Origin of the sequence: Ruminiclostridium sufflavum DSM 19573 (genome assembly GCF_003208175.1) — a bacterium.
Taxonomy (GTDB): Bacteria; Bacillota; Clostridia; order Acetivibrionales; family DSM-1351; genus Ruminiclostridium; species Ruminiclostridium sufflavum.
The window spans coordinates 287,738-306,023 of the sequence record NZ_QKMR01000002.1; the positions used below are offsets into that span (position 1 = coordinate 287,738).

Annotated in this window: 16 protein-coding genes and 2 pseudogenes; 17 read left to right on the top strand and 1 reads right to left on the bottom strand. The window is 38.9% G+C overall.

Annotated elements, in window-relative coordinates; translation table 11 throughout:
- Positions 1-45 precede the first annotated feature (45 nt).
- From LY28_RS02650 to LY28_RS02700, 11 genes and pseudogenes are all read left to right on the top strand, one after another.
- Complete coding sequence (locus LY28_RS02650) at positions 46-699, top strand: 4Fe-4S binding protein (protein ID WP_110460619.1); 654 nt, start codon at positions 46-48, stop codon at positions 697-699.
- A gap of 202 nt (positions 700-901) precedes the next feature.
- Positions 902-1,786, top strand: a complete 885-nt coding sequence (locus tag LY28_RS02655; protein ID WP_110460620.1) for an SPL family radical SAM protein — start codon at positions 902-904, stop codon at positions 1,784-1,786.
- A 67-nt stretch (positions 1,787-1,853) separates the two neighbouring features.
- A pseudogene (locus tag LY28_RS02660) lies at positions 1,854-2,192 on the top strand (hypothetical protein); the annotation flags it as partial.
- Positions 2,193-2,219: 27 nt separating this feature from the next.
- Positions 2,220-2,747: a DUF6125 family protein gene (locus LY28_RS02665; RefSeq protein ID WP_110460621.1), complete on the top strand. Its 528-nt coding sequence runs from the start codon at positions 2,220-2,222 to the stop codon at positions 2,745-2,747.
- A 216-nt stretch (positions 2,748-2,963) separates the two neighbouring features.
- Positions 2,964-3,956: a Gfo/Idh/MocA family protein gene (locus LY28_RS02670; RefSeq protein ID WP_110460622.1), complete on the top strand. Its 993-nt coding sequence runs from the start codon at positions 2,964-2,966 to the stop codon at positions 3,954-3,956.
- Between the two features lie 229 nt (positions 3,957-4,185).
- A complete protein-coding gene (locus LY28_RS02675) occupies positions 4,186-5,655 on the top strand; it encodes a methyl-accepting chemotaxis protein (protein ID WP_110460623.1) in 1,470 nt (489 codons plus the stop codon).
- 60 nt (positions 5,656-5,715) lie between these two features.
- The gene (locus LY28_RS02680) at positions 5,716-7,170 is read left to right on the top strand and encodes a DEAD/DEAH box helicase (protein ID WP_110460624.1); all 1,455 of its coding nucleotides are present in this window, start codon (positions 5,716-5,718) and stop codon (positions 7,168-7,170) included.
- 41 nt (positions 7,171-7,211) lie between these two features.
- Positions 7,212-8,051: a CvfB family protein gene (locus tag LY28_RS02685; protein WP_110460625.1), complete on the top strand. Its 840-nt coding sequence runs from the start codon at positions 7,212-7,214 to the stop codon at positions 8,049-8,051.
- Between the two features lie 98 nt (positions 8,052-8,149).
- A complete protein-coding gene (locus LY28_RS02690; RefSeq protein WP_110460626.1) occupies positions 8,150-8,527 on the top strand; it encodes a PH domain-containing protein in 378 nt (125 codons plus the stop codon).
- A gap of 422 nt (positions 8,528-8,949) precedes the next feature.
- Positions 8,950-9,894 carry a flavodoxin domain-containing protein gene (locus LY28_RS02695; protein WP_110460627.1) on the top strand — a complete coding sequence of 315 codons (945 nt, stop codon included), beginning with the start codon at positions 8,950-8,952 and terminating at the stop codon, positions 9,892-9,894.
- A gap of 227 nt (positions 9,895-10,121) precedes the next feature.
- Complete coding sequence (locus tag LY28_RS02700; protein ID WP_110460628.1) at positions 10,122-10,769, top strand: FMN-dependent NADH-azoreductase; 648 nt, start codon at positions 10,122-10,124, stop codon at positions 10,767-10,769.
- Between the two features lie 162 nt (positions 10,770-10,931).
- Here LY28_RS02700 and LY28_RS02705 read toward each other — a convergent pair whose 3' ends face one another.
- Positions 10,932-11,423 (bottom strand): DUF1648 domain-containing protein, encoded by a 492-nt coding sequence (locus tag LY28_RS02705; protein WP_110460629.1) that lies wholly within the window; start codon positions 11,421-11,423, stop codon positions 10,932-10,934.
- Between the two features lie 240 nt (positions 11,424-11,663).
- On the opposite strand from LY28_RS02705, the gene LY28_RS02710 reads away from it, so the two are divergent.
- From LY28_RS02710 to LY28_RS02735, 6 genes and pseudogenes are all read left to right on the top strand, one after another.
- Complete coding sequence (locus LY28_RS02710; RefSeq protein ID WP_242981128.1) at positions 11,664-11,897, top strand: spore coat associated protein CotJA; 234 nt, start codon at positions 11,664-11,666, stop codon at positions 11,895-11,897.
- A 2-nt stretch (positions 11,898-11,899) separates the two neighbouring features.
- On the top strand, positions 11,900-12,190 hold the full coding sequence (locus LY28_RS02715; RefSeq protein WP_110460631.1) for a spore coat protein CotJB: 291 nt from the start codon (positions 11,900-11,902) through the stop codon (positions 12,188-12,190).
- Positions 12,174-12,272, top strand: a pseudogene (locus LY28_RS02720) (manganese catalase family protein); the annotation flags it as partial. The gene LY28_RS02715 and the pseudogene LY28_RS02720, both read left to right, overlap by 17 nt.
- A gap of 939 nt (positions 12,273-13,211) precedes the next feature.
- Positions 13,212-15,428 carry a PEP/pyruvate-binding domain-containing protein gene (locus LY28_RS02725; protein ID WP_133250171.1) on the top strand — a complete coding sequence of 739 codons (2,217 nt, stop codon included), beginning with the start codon at positions 13,212-13,214 and terminating at the stop codon, positions 15,426-15,428.
- 235 nt (positions 15,429-15,663) lie between these two features.
- The gene (locus LY28_RS02730) at positions 15,664-16,392 is read left to right on the top strand and encodes a thioesterase II family protein (protein WP_110460634.1); all 729 of its coding nucleotides are present in this window, start codon (positions 15,664-15,666) and stop codon (positions 16,390-16,392) included.
- A gap of 262 nt (positions 16,393-16,654) precedes the next feature.
- Positions 16,655-18,286, top strand: a 1,632-nt coding sequence (locus LY28_RS02735) for a condensation domain-containing protein (RefSeq protein ID WP_133250172.1), incomplete at its 3' end; no start/stop codon positions are given.

Below are 18,286 nucleotides of genomic sequence, written 5' to 3' on the forward strand. Positions count from 1 at the left end.
GTTTATAATTTATATTAGGGAATTTAATTTTGGAAGGAGTAAGGAATGGCAGATTTTAAGAGGTTTGTACACAAGTGGGTATGGATTGCTCTGATAGCCTTTTGCATAGTCGGGGTGATATATCCGGTTATAGGTATTGCTGCTTTGGTTTGTATGCTGGCTCCGTCAATAGTTGCTTTCTTCAGAGGGAGAATGTGGTGCGGAAATTTTTGCCCCAGAGGAAGCTTTAACGACAATATTCTGTTCAGGCTCAGCCGTCGGAAGAATATACCCGTATTTATGAAGAGCAATTGGTTCAGAAACCTGTTTCTGATTATACTGATGAGTGCATTTGCTGTACAGCTGACATTTGCATGGGGGGATGCGGCAAGAATCGGGGGAGTATTTGTAAGAATGATTTTAATAACCACGGTTATAACAATAATTTTAGGAATTATTTTTAATCAAAGGACCTGGTGTGTATTCTGCCCTATGGGGACGATGGCATACTATGTTACAAAAATTATGTCGGGTTTAAAAAACAAGTATGTGACGTTTGAAAAGGATAAATGTGTAAGCTGCAGGCTATGCACAAAAGCATGTCCTGTGGGAATTGATGTGTTAAGCTGTAAGGACAAGGGAAGTGTCACAGACCATAATTGCCTGAAATGCAATGCATGTGTTGAAAAGTGCCCTAAGAAGGCGCTTTGTGTAAAATAGGAGAAGCTCCTGCTAAATGTTAAGAAAGTGTTTAATATACTATAATTTTTGAAATTAAACAGCCGGCTTAATAAAAAACCGTTTGGGATAAATAAATCCTGAGCGGTTTTTGGTATATTCATGATATAATAACCCTATAAATTTGTTTAACCAGCAGACAAGCATGTTTAAAAATAAGGTTGCCAGAGGGCTTATTTAAATTATGGATTTTATACCCGCAAAAACAGTTATATCAGGATATCGTGAAAACGACAACTGGTTTGGAAATAACTACAATATGAATATTTATAAGGGCTGCTGTCATGGATGCATATACTGCGACAGCCGGAGTGAGTGCTATCATGTGGATAATTTTGACGAGGTTCGGGCAAAGAAGAATGCTCTTGCCTTGATTTACCGTGAGATAAGGTCAAAACGCAAAACAGGAGTTATAGGGACGGGTGCCATGAGCGACCCGTACAATCCCTATGAAAGAGAATACGAGTTGACCAGGGGAGCGCTGGAGCTTATTAATACATATGGCTTCGGTATATCCATAGCCACAAAAAGCGATTTGGTTACAAGGGATATTGATTTGCTCAAGAGGATAAAAAAGCATTCTCCGGTTCTGATTAAGCTTACGGTTACTGCTTGTGATGACGGGCTTTGCGAGAAAGTCGAGCCGGGTGTCGCAGCTTCGTCGAAAAGGTTTGAAGCTATAAGGCAGCTGTCTGAAAACGGTATCTTTGCAGGTGTCCTTATGATGCCTGTTTTACCGTTTATTGAGGACAGCGAGGAAAATATAAGAGGGATTATACGTCTTGCGCACGAAAACGGCGCAAGGTTTGTTTACCCTGCTTTTGGAGTAACACTCCGCCAAAACCAGAGAGAGTGGTATTTTAAAAAGCTTGATGAGCTTTTTCCCGGAATGAAAGAAAAGTATATACGGGAATACGGTGAGGCCTATGAGTGCCGTTCACCTTACGCAAGGCAGCTTATGTCTTTGACAAGGCAGGAATGTGAAAGGCTTGGGCTTTTGTATAAAATGAGAGATATTATAAATGGATACAAGAAGGGCTATTACGACAGACAGCTTACGCTGTTTTGAAAAGGTGTTAAATCTTGTATCCGGCACGAGTTTATAAAAATATTTTTAAGCAAATAGGCCTGAATTTGTATTTGAAGGTGAAAGGCTATATTTTATGGAAAAAGGCACAGCAAGGATTACTGCAGCCGCAAAAGTAAAAGGCGTACAGAATTATGTTAAACTCACGGAGGAAGAAACATCACGTATTCTTGAGAGAAACAGGAGTAAATTGAATTTAACCGACAAACAGCTGGTACGGTGGCACAAGAAATGCCTTTGCCTTGTTGAGTTTGAGGAAATGCATAAAATTGAGCCGCTGGACTTTGAACATCAGGGAAACATGGATGACTGGCTTATCATAGAGAAAATCGAGGATGTAGTTGCAGGCACAAGTATTCCTTATAATTACAATAATTCGAAATTCTGATGACTTTTTAAAAGTGGGGGACAGCAAATGAATAATAAGGAAATACTGAATAACTTATCAAAGGAAGAGCTCATTAAGCTTATAGAAATATACTCAAAAAACTGGCTGGCACATGATGGTGTATGGTTTCAATCCATAGAGCGCAAATCAGGGATGGAGGAAGCAATGTTCCATGACAGGGAGGCTTGGAGGCGCTTTACGGAAATTGAGGCAAAGCGTATCAAGGAATTTCTGAAGCTTCCGGAGCATGCGGGACTAAAAGGCCTTGCAAAAGCACTGGAACTGAGATTTTACGGGAATCTCAACGATTATGAGCTCGTTTTTAAGGAAGACCGGCTTATATTCCGCAATGTGGACTGTAGGGTACAGACTGCAAGAAAACGCAAAAATATGCCCTATCATCCCTGCAAAACAGTGGGTATTGTCGAATATTCCGGGTTTGCAAAAGCTATAGATGAGAGAATCAGCTGCCGATGCCTGAGCTGTTTCCCTGACATAACCGACGAAGCCGCTTGCTGTTCGTGGGAATTTCTCCTGAATACAGATAAGGCTTAAAATAAAACTCTTATTTCATGTATAGGATTTTTAAAAGAACGTATTATATCCATAATAGTTTCAATAATAATAGCAGTTATATTTTAAAGTGCTTTATGTGGCGAAGGACTGATGATAAAGAAATATTGACTTTAAAATATTGGAATATTCTTTTATGTATGCTAGAATCTAAATAAACATTTCATATAGTATATTAATAACCACGGAGGTATACTCATGAGCATCAAATACGGGATAGTAGGCTTGGGCGGCATAGCGTCAAGGTTTGCAAGGGTGTTGAATAAAGCTGAAAACGTTGAATTAGTTGCGGTTGCGGCTCGTGATAAAGGAAAAGCCGAGGCTTTTGCAGATAAATACCACGCAAAAAAATCTTACGGCAGTTATACCGAGCTTATTGACGATGAAGAGGTTGATGCGGTCTATGTCGCACTGACACACAACTTTCACTGCGATATCGTAAAGTATTGCCTGAATAAAGGAAAGGCGGTTTTGTGCGAGAAGCCTTTAACTACTGCTAAAAAGGATACGGAGGAATTGATAGCACTTTCACGTAAAAAAAACGTGCTCTTGATGGAAGCCATGTGGATGAAATGTATTCCTGCCTACAGAAAAGCCAGAGAATGGGTGAGAGCCGGGAAAATAGGCAAGGTTAAGCTCATTAGTGCTTCATTTGGCAATAATGCGGACTTTAATCCGGATAGCAGGCTTTTCAATCCTAAGCTGGCAGGCGGCAGTGTATATGATGTGGGAGTATATCCCATACATTTTGCAACAGGAATATTAAATGAAAAGCCCGAAGCTGTGGATGGGCTTGCAACGATATGCGAAACAGGTGTTGATGAGTTCGCGGTAATTAATATGAGCTTTAAAAGCGGTGCTTTGGCATCGCTGAGCTGTGGTCTGACTGCTTATACAAACAGGGATGCGCGCATATTCGGAACGATTGGAAATATTGTGGTATATGATTTCTTTGGTTCTCAGAAATGCGAGCTGTATGACAGTGAAAATAACTTGAAGGAATGCTTCGGAGAAAAGGTTGAGGATGGTTTTATCTATGAGATTGAACACTTTAATGAGCTGTACCTCAGTAAAAAAACGGAAAGCGAGCTTATTCCGCATTCTGATTCAATCATATGTGCCGAAATAGTAGATGGGCTAATGAAAAAATGGGGAAGCGATAATCAGGAAGGATGTTATATATATAATTAAATGCTAACTGAAGCATTACGGAGAATAATAATACTTTATAGTTTTATTTTGATAAATATTTAAAAATAACAGGATTTTTGCCGATAATGTTTGTAATTAGTTCTTTTATCGGATGCTTTATAATATATTGTATAATACCATTTTAAGTTTTCATTGATATATTTTTTACAGGCAAAAAGATTTTGGAATTATAGTATAATTTGGTGAAATATAAATAGGGGGAAAAGCTATGAAAATATTCAGCAGAAAACCTTGCAACGAGGCAAGATGTATTTTAAAGTATGTAGAGAACAGGCTTGACGGTAAGGAAAATCAGGAGCCAAGTGTAAAATATCCGATACACAGGTCGGTTCTGGAATATTTCAACAAGCTGTTTTCAAATGAGAAGCAAATGGCGGATTCTGCAAAAAAGCTTTTGGAGGTTACCGCATCAATGAGCAGCTTTGATGTAAATATGTCACATACAGCATACGAGTTAATTGATTTTGCTGAGGAATTAGCCACTCTCAGTGAATCGAACCTTGCGGTTGTTGAAGAGACTACTGCCAGTATGGAGGAGGTAAATGAAACTATAACCAATGCCGCCGAAACCCTCAGTCATCTTGCTAATGATTCAGAGGTGCTGGTACAGAGTAATCATGGCAGTTTAGTCCAAATCAAAGAGGTTAATGATTTAAAAGAAGAGGTATTGAACGATTCCAATATTATGAACAGGCAAATAGGAAATCTGGTAGAAATGGCTAATAAGGTTAATGATATTGTAAACGGAGTAGCCTCTATTGCGGAGCAGACGAATCTGCTGGCACTGAATGCGTCTATTGAAGCGGCCAGGGCAGGAGAAAGCGGACGGGGCTTTTCGGTGGTCGCGGATGAAATCAGGAAGCTTGCGGATGATACCAAGAAAAATCTTGAGGGAATGAATTTCTTTGTGAAAAGTATTCAGGATGCCGCAATAGAAGGTAAGAGGAGTATGGATAACACTCTGGAATCAACTCAGAAAATGAGTGTTAAAATTGATATGATCAGCAATACAATGGAAAAGAATGTCGACATGCTTAATACAGTCATAAAGGATGTTCATAATATTAATCAATCCATAAATGGAGTTAAGAATGCTGCCGGTGAGATTAATCAGGCAATGGATGTTTCAAGCCGTGATGCGGAAAAGCTTAACATGATGACACAGCAAATTCATCAGGATGCTTTAAAGAGCTCGGAACAAGCACAAAAAATATCTGAGGTTGATGACGAGCTGTCAGGTATTGTCAAGGACATGATGCATTCCCTGCATGGAAGCACAAATGCAATTGACAACAAGGAATTTTCAGATAATATAATTAAGGCAAAAGATGCTCATACTAATTGGATACAGAATTTAAAGAGGATAGTTGATGAAATGAGAATATATCCCCTTCAAACCAACGGGGCAAAATGTGCTTTCGGACATTTCTATAATGCAATGGAGGTAACCCATCAGGCAATTTCAAGCGACTGGGAAAAGCTTGGACAAATACATGCGGAGTTTCACAGCACAGGGATGAAGGTAATTGATGCGGTTAAGGAGGGAGATGCTTCCCGGGCCAAGGACTATTATATGTCTGCAATTGAACTCTCAAAGGAAATATTTGTTTACATAGATAAAATATATAAGGAAATTGAGAATCAGACAGAAAAAGGAATAGATTTGTTTAAGCACTGAAATACCTGAAAAGGATAATTGACCTATAAAATCTATCAGTAACAAGAAAGAGATTTATAAATGACAAAGGCAGGATTTGAAAATTACAAATTAGACAAGGAACTGTTAAGGGCCATACGGATGCTGAACTTTACAAGCCCTACGAGGGTTCAGGAACAGGTGATTCCTGCGGTTTTGGATAAAAGGGATATAATAATAAGGTCCCGGACAGGCAGCGGAAAGACGGCGGCGTTTGCTATTCCTGTATGCCAGCAGATACAGTGGGAGGAAAACAAGCCGCAGGCTATTGTGCTTACTCCTACAAGAGAGCTTGCAATACAGGTTAAAGAGGATATTTTTAATATAGGAAGATTTAAAAGACTGAAGGTTGCGGCTATATACGGCAAGGCTCCTTTTTATAGTCAGGAGAAGGAGCTTAAGCAAAAAACACATGTAGTGGTGGGAACTCCGGGCCGCGTTATAGACCATCTTGAAAGAGGAACTCTTGATACGTCGAATATAAAATACCTTGTTATAGATGAAGCCGATGAAATGCTTACTATGGGTTTTATAGAGCAAATAGAAGCCATAATTGCACGCTTGCCTGTACGGCGTGCAACCGTATTGCTGTCAGCTACGATGCCCTCGGATATAAGAAGCCTGTGCGATAAGCATATGAATTCGCCGGTATTTGTTGAAATTGAAGAGCAGGGTTCGTCTGCGGACAATATACTGCAGGAAGTATATTTGGCGCAAGCAAAAGATAAAACGGAGCTTTTAGAAGATATTACCGTTATAGAGAATCCGGACAGCTGTATAATATTTTGCAATACAAAGCAAAAGGTGGATGAAGTGCATGCTCAAATGATAAGGCTCAGGTATTCCTGTGAAAAAATTCACGGAGGAATGGAGCAGCAGGACAGACTTCGTGTGATGAACAGCTTCAAACAAGGCTGTTTCAGGTATCTGATAGCCACAGATGTTGCTGCAAGAGGAATAGATATAGATGATGTTAAGCTGGTAATTAATTATGATGTGCCCAATGACAGTGAAAGCTATGTTCACAGAATTGGAAGAACAGGAAGAATAGGCAGGGAAGGGAAAGCGGTTACTTTCGCAGCAGCGGATGACGATAAGCTGTTAAGGGATATTAAGCAATATATCGGACAGGAAATTCCTCTGAGGCAAAGGCCCGCAAAAGAAATTGTAAACAGCCTGAAACCGGAGTTTATAGAGAAAATAAATACTGTACCGGAATTAAAGGAGTCAAAGGGTTCACAGCTCAACAAAGAAATTATGAAGCTGCATATAAATGCCGGCAAGAAGACAAAGATGCGGCCGGTTGATATTGTAGGCACACTTTGCAATATAAATGGAATGACAGCGGCGGATATAGGAATAATAAGCATCGCAGACATATCTACCTTTGTGGAGATACTGAATAACAAAGGTGAGCTTGTATACCGGGAACTGCAGAATACACCGATAAAGGGCAGGCTCAGAAGGGTAAGTAAAGTAGATATAGCGCGCAATTAATAATTTATTAATAAAATTTAACATAGAAAAAGGAATAATATATGGTAGAATTAGGTAAGGTTCAAAAATTGACAGTACTCAGAAGGACTTCAATCGGTGTATACCTCAATAAAGAAAACAGCGTGGACAAGGAGGATATATTGCTGCCTAAAAGTCAGGTGCCTGAAGGAACTGAACCAGGCGATGAAGTTGAGGTGTTTGTTTATAAGGATTCCGAAGACAGGTTAATTGCAACTGTCAGAAGGCCAATGCTGACAGTGGGAGAGCTTGCAGTTTTAAAGGCGGTTGAAAATACAAGTATAGGGGCTTTTTTAGATTGGGGCTTGGAGAAGGACTTGTTTTTGCCGTTTAAGGAGCAGACCCGCAAGGTTTCGGAAGGAGAGCAGTATTTGGTTGGCTTGTATATAGACAAAAGTGACAGGCTGTGTGCGACAATGAATGTTTATGAGATGCTGGACTACAGGTCCCCGTACAAGGAGAAAGACAGAGTTAACGGAACTATATACAACATCAGCAGGGAGCTGGGAGCATTTGTTGCTGTTGATAATAAGTATCACGGCTTAATTCCCAATAAGGAGTTTTACGGCAGTTTTACTGAAGGGGATAATATAGAGGCAAGAGTAAAAATAGTAAGGCAGGATGGGAAACTGGAATTAAGCTTGAGAAATGAAGCATACAATGAAATTGAGGGTGATGCAAAAAAAATTATGGACAGGATGGATTCAAATAACGGAAAACTATCACTGAACGACAGCAGCTCTCCTCAAGAAATTAAAGCTGAATTCGATATAAGTAAGGCGGCTTTTAAAAGAGCTGTGGGAAGGCTTCTCAAAGAGGGTGCCGTTAAGATTACGGACAAGGGTCTTGAAAGAATGTGGTAATTATGTGATTACCATAATTTGCAGAAACTATAAGTATTGTTCGGATATTGAGACTTGTTATCCTGCAAGACAAATATAAATTTAATGGAGGTCAAATTATGGGATTGATGGACGGATTACTGGGAAATGCATCGGAGGTTACAATTCAGGAGGTTCAAAATGAGTTGGGAAAGCTTTTGGCAAGCGGAGAACAAATTGAAAAAGCGTACAAGCTGATTCGTGATCTTTTTGTTTTTACCGATAAAAGATTAATATTGGTGGATAAACAGGGCGTGACAGGAAAAAAGGTTGAATATCATTCGATTCCGTACAAAAACATTATTCATTTCAGCATAGAAACAGCAGGACATTTTGACTTGGATGCTGAATTGAAAATTTGGCTTTCCGGATCGCAAATGCCTATTCAGAAGCAGTTCAACAAAACTCTCAACATATATGAGGTACAAAGTGTACTGGCAGGCTATATATTAAAATAACCGTTAAGGTAAAGAATACTTTTAAGCTGTTCGTTTGCGAATATAAATCATGGTGCGAGAAGCTATAAAATCTTGCATCTTTTTTTTATTGCTTTTTTTGTTACTTTTTTATATTATTTTGATGAAAAAATATATGGACTTTTAAAAAATATATAAAATTTTAAGGAAATATATAAATATAATGAGTATAATTATATATAGTTTATAATAAAATACATTTGATAAAAATGGAGTTACACCGGATTTATACTATTCCTGTAAGCATAAAGGAAACAGGAAAAAATTCACTGGCACGAGAAGTCAGGTTATATCAAGGAGAACTTATAAACTATGTAAAAATTAATATAAATTAAGGGGGGAGACTAAGTCTGTGCAGAAGCAAAATAAAGGTATTTCTGCTTATAGCTGCACGGACGCAAGTTATGGAAAGGACACTAATATTATATGAAAGCAGATATGGACTTACAGAAAGAATTTCAAAAGGCTTGTCACTTATTTTAGGACCTGCAAAATATTGCAGACCCTTAGAATTTAATGGAAGCTTTAATAACTTCGGAACAATCGTTATATGCACTCCGGTATATTTAGAGAGTGTTGATGAGAATATTTATAAATATGTCTTAAAAAATGCAGATTTAATTAAACAGAAGAAGGTAATTCTGATTTGTTCCTGCCTGGCTGAAGATATGGCGGGAAAGTATCTGAAGCCGTTAAAGGATATTTTGGGACAAAGTGTAATATTGGAGACTTCTTTAGGAGGCGAGCTTATACCGGATAAGCTGAACAGTCAGGATTATGAACTAATTAAGAAGTTCAGTGCCGCAGCAGGCTTTCCGCTCAAGGACAGAAAATCCTTTGAAATGAAGAAATTAGTAAAGCTGGCTCTTGATATAAGAAGGCTAAAGGATAAAGAGCTTAAGCTTGTTCCCGAGGAGGAGCTTAAAACTTACATATCAAATTTTATTAAAAAGCATAATTCATGTGCACTTGCCACAGGGTATGATGATGCTGTAAGAAACACTCCGATGGAGTATATGTATATAGATGACTGTATTTATATATTTAGTGAAGGAGGGGAAAAGTTTTCAAATCTTCTTTTGAATCCAAAGGTTTCAATAACCATTTATGATGCGTACAGAGGAATGAATAAACTGGGCGGAATACAGATTTCAGGTGTTTCTGAAATAATTGACACAGGCTGTGATGAATACATTTATGCTTTTAAACAGAGAGGCCTGAATATTGAAAAGATAGTTTCTCTGCCCGTTGCATTAAACCTTATAAAGATTAATATAAGCAAAGTTGAATTTTTATGGTCAGGATTTGTTGAATTAGGCTATGATATAAAGCAAGTTTTATATGTATAGTATGTACTAGGCATAACAATACTGTAATAATGCGTGACAGCCAAGGCATCAGCTGTTAATTAGTGCCTGCTTTTTCTTATATATTTAGCTAATAGTATATTATTAATATTTCGGGGGAAATTATAGGATAAATGCATTTATGGAGGAGGCTTCAGCCTCAGTCCTAAACTATCAGCCGATAGTAATTGACTTTTAGTTTTTCTGTAAAAGGCGGATATGGAGAATATATGAAAAAGCTGCTTTATATTACTGTTAACACTAGGCCTGAAGAAATGTCATCAAGCAAAACCGTTGGAAGAAAGCTTGCAAACAGTATTTTGGAAAAGCATACTGATATGGTTTTGGAGGAGCTGGATCTGTATAAAGAGCACATACCACAGCTCAAGTCATGTTATTTTCAAAGCAGGAGTACTATCGCAAATGCAGAGGCTTTGATGAAGCTATCAAATGAAGAACAGCAGGAGGTCAGGCAAATATTAAGATTGTGTGACCAATTTATAGAAGCTGATATTTATCTTCTTGCGGCACCGATGTGGAGTCTGTCGTTTCCGGCACCGCTGCTGGAATATATAGATTGTGTTGTTTTGGGCGACAAAACTATTGCTTTTGAAGATAAAAAGCCCCATGGCCTTTTAAATGATAAAGAACGTATATTTATTTATGTTCAGTCCTCAGGGGCAAATATTCCGTGGATTATCAGGCCGGCGCTGAATAAAGGATTGAATTATGTGCATGATATTATGAAATTTATAGGTATAAGCAAGTTTGAAGAGCTTTTGGTTGATGGTACAGGAACAACTGAAATTGAACGACTGGAAGCAATTGAGAAAGCGGAGGCAAAAATAGCTTCACTGGTTGAACAGATACGCTTTTGATTAATTACAGAGGATATTTTGCAAATAAGGATTGAAGTATATTGAATGGGCTGAAACAGACCTCAGCTACCTTTCATGGGCTTCAATCCTTTACTTGTTCTGCTAACAGTTTCCCTTGCATCATGGAAAAGACTTTTAGTCAGAAATATCCGGCATAGCTTCCTACTTATTTCTAACAGATGCCTTTAGATAAAAGCCGAGAGTACCGAACAATAAAACCAGAACCACGGGTAGGAACCAGAGCCCCAAAGAGGTTGTCCCAGTTGAAGCCGCTCTTATTGATTGAAACTGAATGTAGCTGAAAATAATGACAATTATAAGCTTGAGCACCCTCATCATACGTATTGCGCACGTATATTGGGTTAATGCATTTTTTTGGGTGATTTCAACGATATAATTATATATATGCGGGAATTTCTGCAAAAGGGAAAGTCCCGTATAAAGTATTAAAATAACCGGCAGAAGAAACAGAAGAGAACTCTTATTTCCATATCCGTCTGCCTGTCCAGAAAAGCCAAAGTGGACAGGTACAGTGTCGGGCAAATTGGGCCACGAAAAAGCGGTATAAAGGCACAGTACTATAAAAATAACAATGCTTATGGCTTCTAGGATGATATCTACAGGTTTTAAAGGGATTTCAATTTTAGGTCGCATTTGTACACCTCCGCCACAAATTTTAATATATAAGATTAAACTTTATCTCAAAATTATTATATCACAGCAGCAGAAATATATATATTTTTTGCTGCTGCTTCCTGCGATATAAATTATAGAATTCTATAAAAATTCTAAGGAGGTATTCAGCTTACACTGGTATACATAATGTGTAACGTTTGTGTTATTCAGCTAATATAATAAAATATATGTTTTTTTATGAAAGGGGATTATAGCTTTATGGATAATATGCTTTCAAATAATAGTCAGAGCTTTTATGATGATGATTCCCGGGACAATAGCCCATGTATACCGCAGGAGACATCTATACACAATGTCAGGCTTGCAAGAGCCTATGTGCCTTTTGAAAAAATGTGCGAAACCTTTATGCCTATTAAAGGGTTAAAAAGAGGTACAATATTTCCGCCGCTGTATGATGCCTACGGGTGGGAGAAAAGGGAAGGGGAGGAATAGCCATGAGCAGGGACGAATTGTTATTAAAGCTATCGGCGCTGGATTTCTATGCAATAGATTTGCACCTTTATTTGAATACACACCCACGTGACAGAGAAGCGCTTGCGAAATACAACACAGTTGTTAGAGAAGCAAAAGCCTTGAGGGAAGAATTTGAAAGAAATTATGGGATGCTTTCAGCGCAAGGTACGCCCAGCAAGTATCCGTGGCAGTGGATAGAAAATCCATGGCCATGGCAGAAGGAGTTTAATTTTGAATTAGCGGGAGATGATGACAATGTGGGTTTACGATAAGAAGCTTGAATATCCGGTAAAAATTAAAAAACCTGACCCAAGGATGGCAAAGTTAATTATAACTCAATACGGCGGGCCGGATTTCATGTTTTATTAAGGTGTTTTACTTGATTATTATCAGTCGGCAATTCATATAATTAATACCTTAATCTGTTTACAAAAACATACAAAAAGTGTATACTATCGTATTATAAACAGTTATTTTGTAAAAAAAGTAATATTAAGGAGGTAGCTTAATACAAAAAAAAGAGAGCAAAACTTTTTCGGAGGAAAAGCGTGAAAGAATATTGTGCGGCGGGCAACAAAGGCGCATAGCAAAAAAGCCCATAGGAAACGGCAACGAATGGGAAAATATAGGATTAAAATTTAAGATACGTACAAATCAGAAGCTTTTAATAAGCCTTGAAAAACAAGAAGTTTAATTGCATTTGGATAGCTTTTTGCTTCTGTTTTTTTGTGACACCGGTGGCCTAGCGACTTTGCACATATCGGTCCCGTTCCATTCTTCGACGAATTTGAACATAAAGAAAACGGCGTAAAAATTATCAGTGAAATTGCGATAATAGTGCGTTTTCTACCACTTCAACGCCTTTCTTTTTAAGGCTTCTTTTTAAATTGCAGAACTCAGTAAGCACTTGAAAAAAATGACATTGAAATCGCAAGGAAAGTCGAATTGCTTAAAGAAGGCATTAACGGACTTAAGCATAAGCTCAGGGAAAAACCATGTTAAACGTCTGAAAGGCGGAAAATGTACAATTGAGCTCGGCTTTGCATTCTCATATATTCCCGCTAACGAATAAAGAATTTCAGACCACTGCTTAATAAAAGGTTATAGCAGAGGTAAAGGATAAATAAATTATGAGGTTGGCGATTGGAACATTGAATAAAGTTTCATATAAAAGGGGGAATAGAAATAAATTACATATTAAGTCTTTCAGATATAAGTGCACAAAACGTAGATATTTCAGGCGGTAAAGGAGCGAATCTTGCACGTCTCATTCACCATGGATTTAATGTGCCTGTGGGATATGTTATTACTACAAAAGTGTTTGATGAAAAATATCCAATAGAATGGGAAACAGAGCTTTCATCCCTTTCTCTAAATGGCATATATGCAGTGAGATCCTCTTCAACCGCAGAAGACATGCCTGCTAATTCATTTGCAGGTCAGCAAGATACTTATTTAAATATCAGTGGTTTGGAAAACATAAAAAACGCAATCAATAACTGTTTTGCATCCATCAATAATGAACGGGCATTACATTACAGAGAAAAAAATGGAATACATACATTTTCGATGGCGGTGGTTTTACAAGAAATGGTTGCTCCTGAATACTCAGGGGTTATGTTCACGGCCGATCCTTCCAGTTCCGATAGGTTGACCACAATAATTGAGGCAGTTTCCGGACTTGGTGAGGAGTTAGTCTCCGGGCGGAAAATACCGACCATGTATAAAATTAAGAACGGTAATATACAAAAGAGCGGAGAAAATAAAATATCGGATGAGAAAATATATGAGCTTGTTCAAATTGGGAATAAGATTCAAAATAGTTTTGGTAGTGAACAAGACATAGAGTGGTGTTTAAAAGACGATACCTTTTATATCGTACAGGCCAGGCCGATAACCACGCTTTATCCGAAGCCCCAGTCATCAGATGGCTTTAAACGCTGCTATTACTCTATGGGACATTTGCAGATGATGACAAACACCATTCTTCCCCTCGGCGGTGAATTCCTATCGCTTATGATGGGAACAGAATCACCCTCGTTTTGTGGTGGGCGGATATATGTGGATATAACACGTCACTTAAAAAGCTTATTCAGAAGAAATCTCTTATTATGGGAATTCAAAGGATTTGACAAGAGGATTTATGATGGGGTTCAAGAGGTTTTACAAAGAAAGGAATATATCCGCTCTATTCCAAAAGGAGAATTTAGCTTTAAATTACCAAAGAATATACTTCCAACTATTATAATGGGTTGGAAGACGTATATCAAGAATGATGTTTCAGTAATTCAAAAGTATTTTAGGCGCATGGAGGACTCTGTCAAGGAACTCGAGAAGGAAATAGCTAATCATCATGAAGGTGAATTAGTGAGTTTTATTGAAAGAGACATACAAAACAACCTTGTAAAAGCCTTTCGGGATCCTATATGGGGATGCATTTCTGTTGCAAGGGTTATAGCCTCATATATCAAAAAAAAGAGCGAAAAATACATTGGGGAAAATGATATTATTAGCGAAATAGGAAAATCCATCCCTAATAATATTACAAGTGAAATGGGGATAGAGCTCGGACGGATTGCTGATATAGTACGCAGACAACCTGAGCTTGTGGATTATCTAAAAAATGGAGGCGAAGATATTACCAAGATTGGGACTGAATTTTCAGCTTTTTTAAATAAATATGGTTGCCGTTGCAGTGGTGAGATAGACATTACAAAACCGCGTTATTCAGAAGAGCATAAGGCTTTAATTGCAATCCTACTAGCAGATCTGAATCAACCGGACGGTCATGCTGACATAATATTTGAAAGGGGTTTGAAAGAAAGTCAAAAGGTAATTGACGAGCTGTTGATGAAAGCAAAGTCAAAGGTTTTGAAAAAAAGGATTCTGTTTTACCGCAATTTCTGGGGATTACGTGAAGCTCCCAAATATTACATGATGCGTCAGTTCTGGGTTTATAAACAGGCTCTTATAAAAGAAGCAAAACGGTTAGGAATTAGAAATATAGATGATATTTATTATATGGACTTCAAAGAATTAAAAAGTGCTTTCTGTGGAAATAAAATCAATTACGAAAAAATTGATAAAATGAAAATTGATTATAATCATTATGAAATATTGAATCCACCCAGAATTGTTTTTTCTGATGGTGAGGTCATTAAAACTTTTCATGATACGAAAGCCCCAAATAATTCGCTTGTTGGAATTGGTGTATCAAAAGGTACTATTATTGGTAGAGCAAGAGTGATAGTAGATATTTTCAATGCGAAGGATATTCAACAGGGAGAAATATTAGTTACCAGATTTACAGATCCATCATGGACACCTGTTTTCCTTTCTATTATCGGACTAGTTACAGAAGTCGGGGGTATGGTAACTCATGGGAGTGTTGTTGCAAGAGAATACGGTTTGCCGGCAGTGGTGGGTGTAGATAACGCAACAAAATCCATTTGCACTGGGGATATGATAAGAGTAAACGGTGAAGACGGCTGGGTAGAGATATTACCGTAAAAAATCCGGAAAGTGCATTCCTGAACGTCGTGAAGCATGCCCGGTGCAGGACTAATAGACCCCTAAAATATATGATTGCTCGATGAATCGCAGTATTTCACTGCTTCACCAATTTTGAAACGGCGGAAGGCTGTAGCAAGGATGTATCAGCGGACATTAAATAGTAATTTATTTTTTTTCGACCCGTCCCACTTAGATTTGGGACTATATACTTAATTAAGATACGGGGTGTAATATGAATCATATTTGGCTATATGCTGTACCCTATGCTGTGGGTACGGCTAATATCTATCATCCTCTTGAAAGAAGGGTGCATAATTTTGTCAATGTGAAGCCTGTGGAGCTATCTGGACATGGCAGACGATGTGACGAGCAATCCTATGTTACAATTCAAGAAATGGCGCTGGATCTTTTGCCTCAATTTCAAGGAAAAAACAAAAATGAGCCCTATTTTCTTTTTGGGTATAGCATGGGAGCTCTGGTTTGTCTTGAGTTGTGTTATCTTTTTCAAGAACTCAATTTACAGCTTCCAGAGCATTTGTTTTTATTTGCGTGTGATTCCCCCGCAGCGAAGAGGACCGACAAAGACTACGCCAATATGAGCATAGGTGAAATCATGGAGGAGCTGCTCCTGATGAATGACGCTAACGCAGAGCTGCTTCAAAATAAAGATATTATGGAGTTTATTTATCCCATTGCCAAGGCAGACTTTGCTGCAGCAACCGCTTACATGCCAAAATCAGCTGTTAAAATTTCATGCCCGGCCACTATTGTACGCGGGAGCGATGAAGAACTGCTTGACGAGCGGATTGATGCCTGGCAGCAATATTTTTCAAAAGAAATTGACTGCGAGTTTTTTGAAGGAGGCCACTTCTTTTTTTTCCAAAATGAAAGTCTAAGTCATGAAAGATTCAGCTTAATGCTCAAAAAATATACTGCATATTTTCAAGAATGCGTTTATTAATGAGAAGCAGGGAGTTAAGATATGAAAATGATAAAAGGATATGGTACAAGCATTATGTCAGCTAATATATGATATTGCGCTGATTTTCACAGTGAGCTGAAAGAGGATGAAAAATATTGAGAGAAACAGATGCTGTTTAATATAGTTATCTAAAGGGTGAGAGAGCTTTACGATTAGAATTTGAATAAGAGACATATTACCGGCATCTTTAAAGATAAACAAGAGCGAATAAAAAAATTTCAGAGTATTAGGAGAAAAGAAAATGGATGAAAAAAATAAAGAATGTGCGTATTTTTCATTGACGGAGCCACAAAAGTCGATTTGGTTCACACAACAGCTGTCCGAATCGATGAACCACAGTGTGACCGTTGATGTCTCATTTGACGGAAAGCAGGACATGTTTGCCGCCAGTACAGCTATCAGCTTATTGTACAAGCACAATCAAGTCCTGCGTACCGAGGTGACGGAATCGGATGGTGTGCCCATGCAGTTTTTCAGGGACTATGACCCCAAAAGCATGTATGGAAGTGTTCGGGAGTTTCCCAGCGCCGCCGCTTATTCAGCCTTTGCTGCCGGCTATGCGGAACAAAGAATGGACGAGACTCTTTGTGAAATCATAGCCTTCAGCTATGACAGCAAATATGGTTTCCTCATCAAAGGCTCTCACATGCTGATAGACGGAGTAAGTGCGATTCTATTGCTGGCACGGGTGAAAAAATACTACGACGCTGTTACAATGAATAAGGAGATCGACGAGCCAGAATACCGCTATCAGGAATTCATTGAGCAGGAAGCAAAGTACTATGCCGGCAGCCTGCAATTTCTGAAGGACAGGGAGTTTTGGCAAGACAAGCTGTCAGTTATTACCGAACCGACAAGAATCGCGCGGGGCGCAAGGCATTCGCTGGTATCGAAGAGATTCTCGTACCCGTTGGCGTCAGATTTTGAAGAACGATTGAAAGGATACTGCAATAGATCCGGCGTTTCGGAATTTGCGGTACTTTTGTCATGCTTTGCCCGGTGCGTCTCGGAGCATGTGCGCAGCAAGCCAACCAGCATTTTGTGTGCCGTGATGAGGAGCCGGAAGGGAGCGGTGGAAGAGGCATCACCCGGAATGTATGTCAATACGATTCCTGTTGTTTTTGACGGCGTGTTTGAAAGAGCTTCCGAAGATACGGCGGCTAAAGCCATCAAGACAATTACGAAGGATTTTATAAAAGCTGCAAAACACTTCCGGTACAGCTGGAATCATATTCTGGCTGATTATTACCAGATTCAGGGGCAGAATCAGGCACCCTCAGATATAATGTTCAGCTACCAGAATTTTGGTTCCTTTGACACCAGCCAATTTGTATCGGAATCATTTTCTCATACATGGTATTCTCCGGGAACGCAAGCGGACAGCCTCGCATTCCATGCACGTCGGGAACCAGGGGGCTCCTTGCAATTTGTGCTTGATTATCGTGCAGAAGTGTTTTCGCAGGAAGATATATCTATTTTTTGCGGACATCTTATTACGATGCTGGATTCGTTGTTTGCAAACCCGGACAAGCGCATGGCAGAATTGGAGATGCTCGGCGACGCAGAGCGGGAGACAATCCTTGGTGCTTTCAACGACACCTGTGCGGCGTATCCAAGAGACAAGACTATTGTTGAGCTTTTCGAAGAACAGGCAGCCAGAACCCCGGATAATACAGCGTTAAAATTCGGAGACGAAATCATGACATATGCGGAGCTGAACAGGAAAGCCAATGGGTTGGCAATGCATCTGCGCAGGCTTGGCGTCCATACGGAGGATAGGGTTGCGATACTGGCAGAGCGCGGCATGGAGATGATAGTAGGAATCTACGGAATTCTTAAAGCCGGCGGCACATATGTGCCAATCGATCCATCT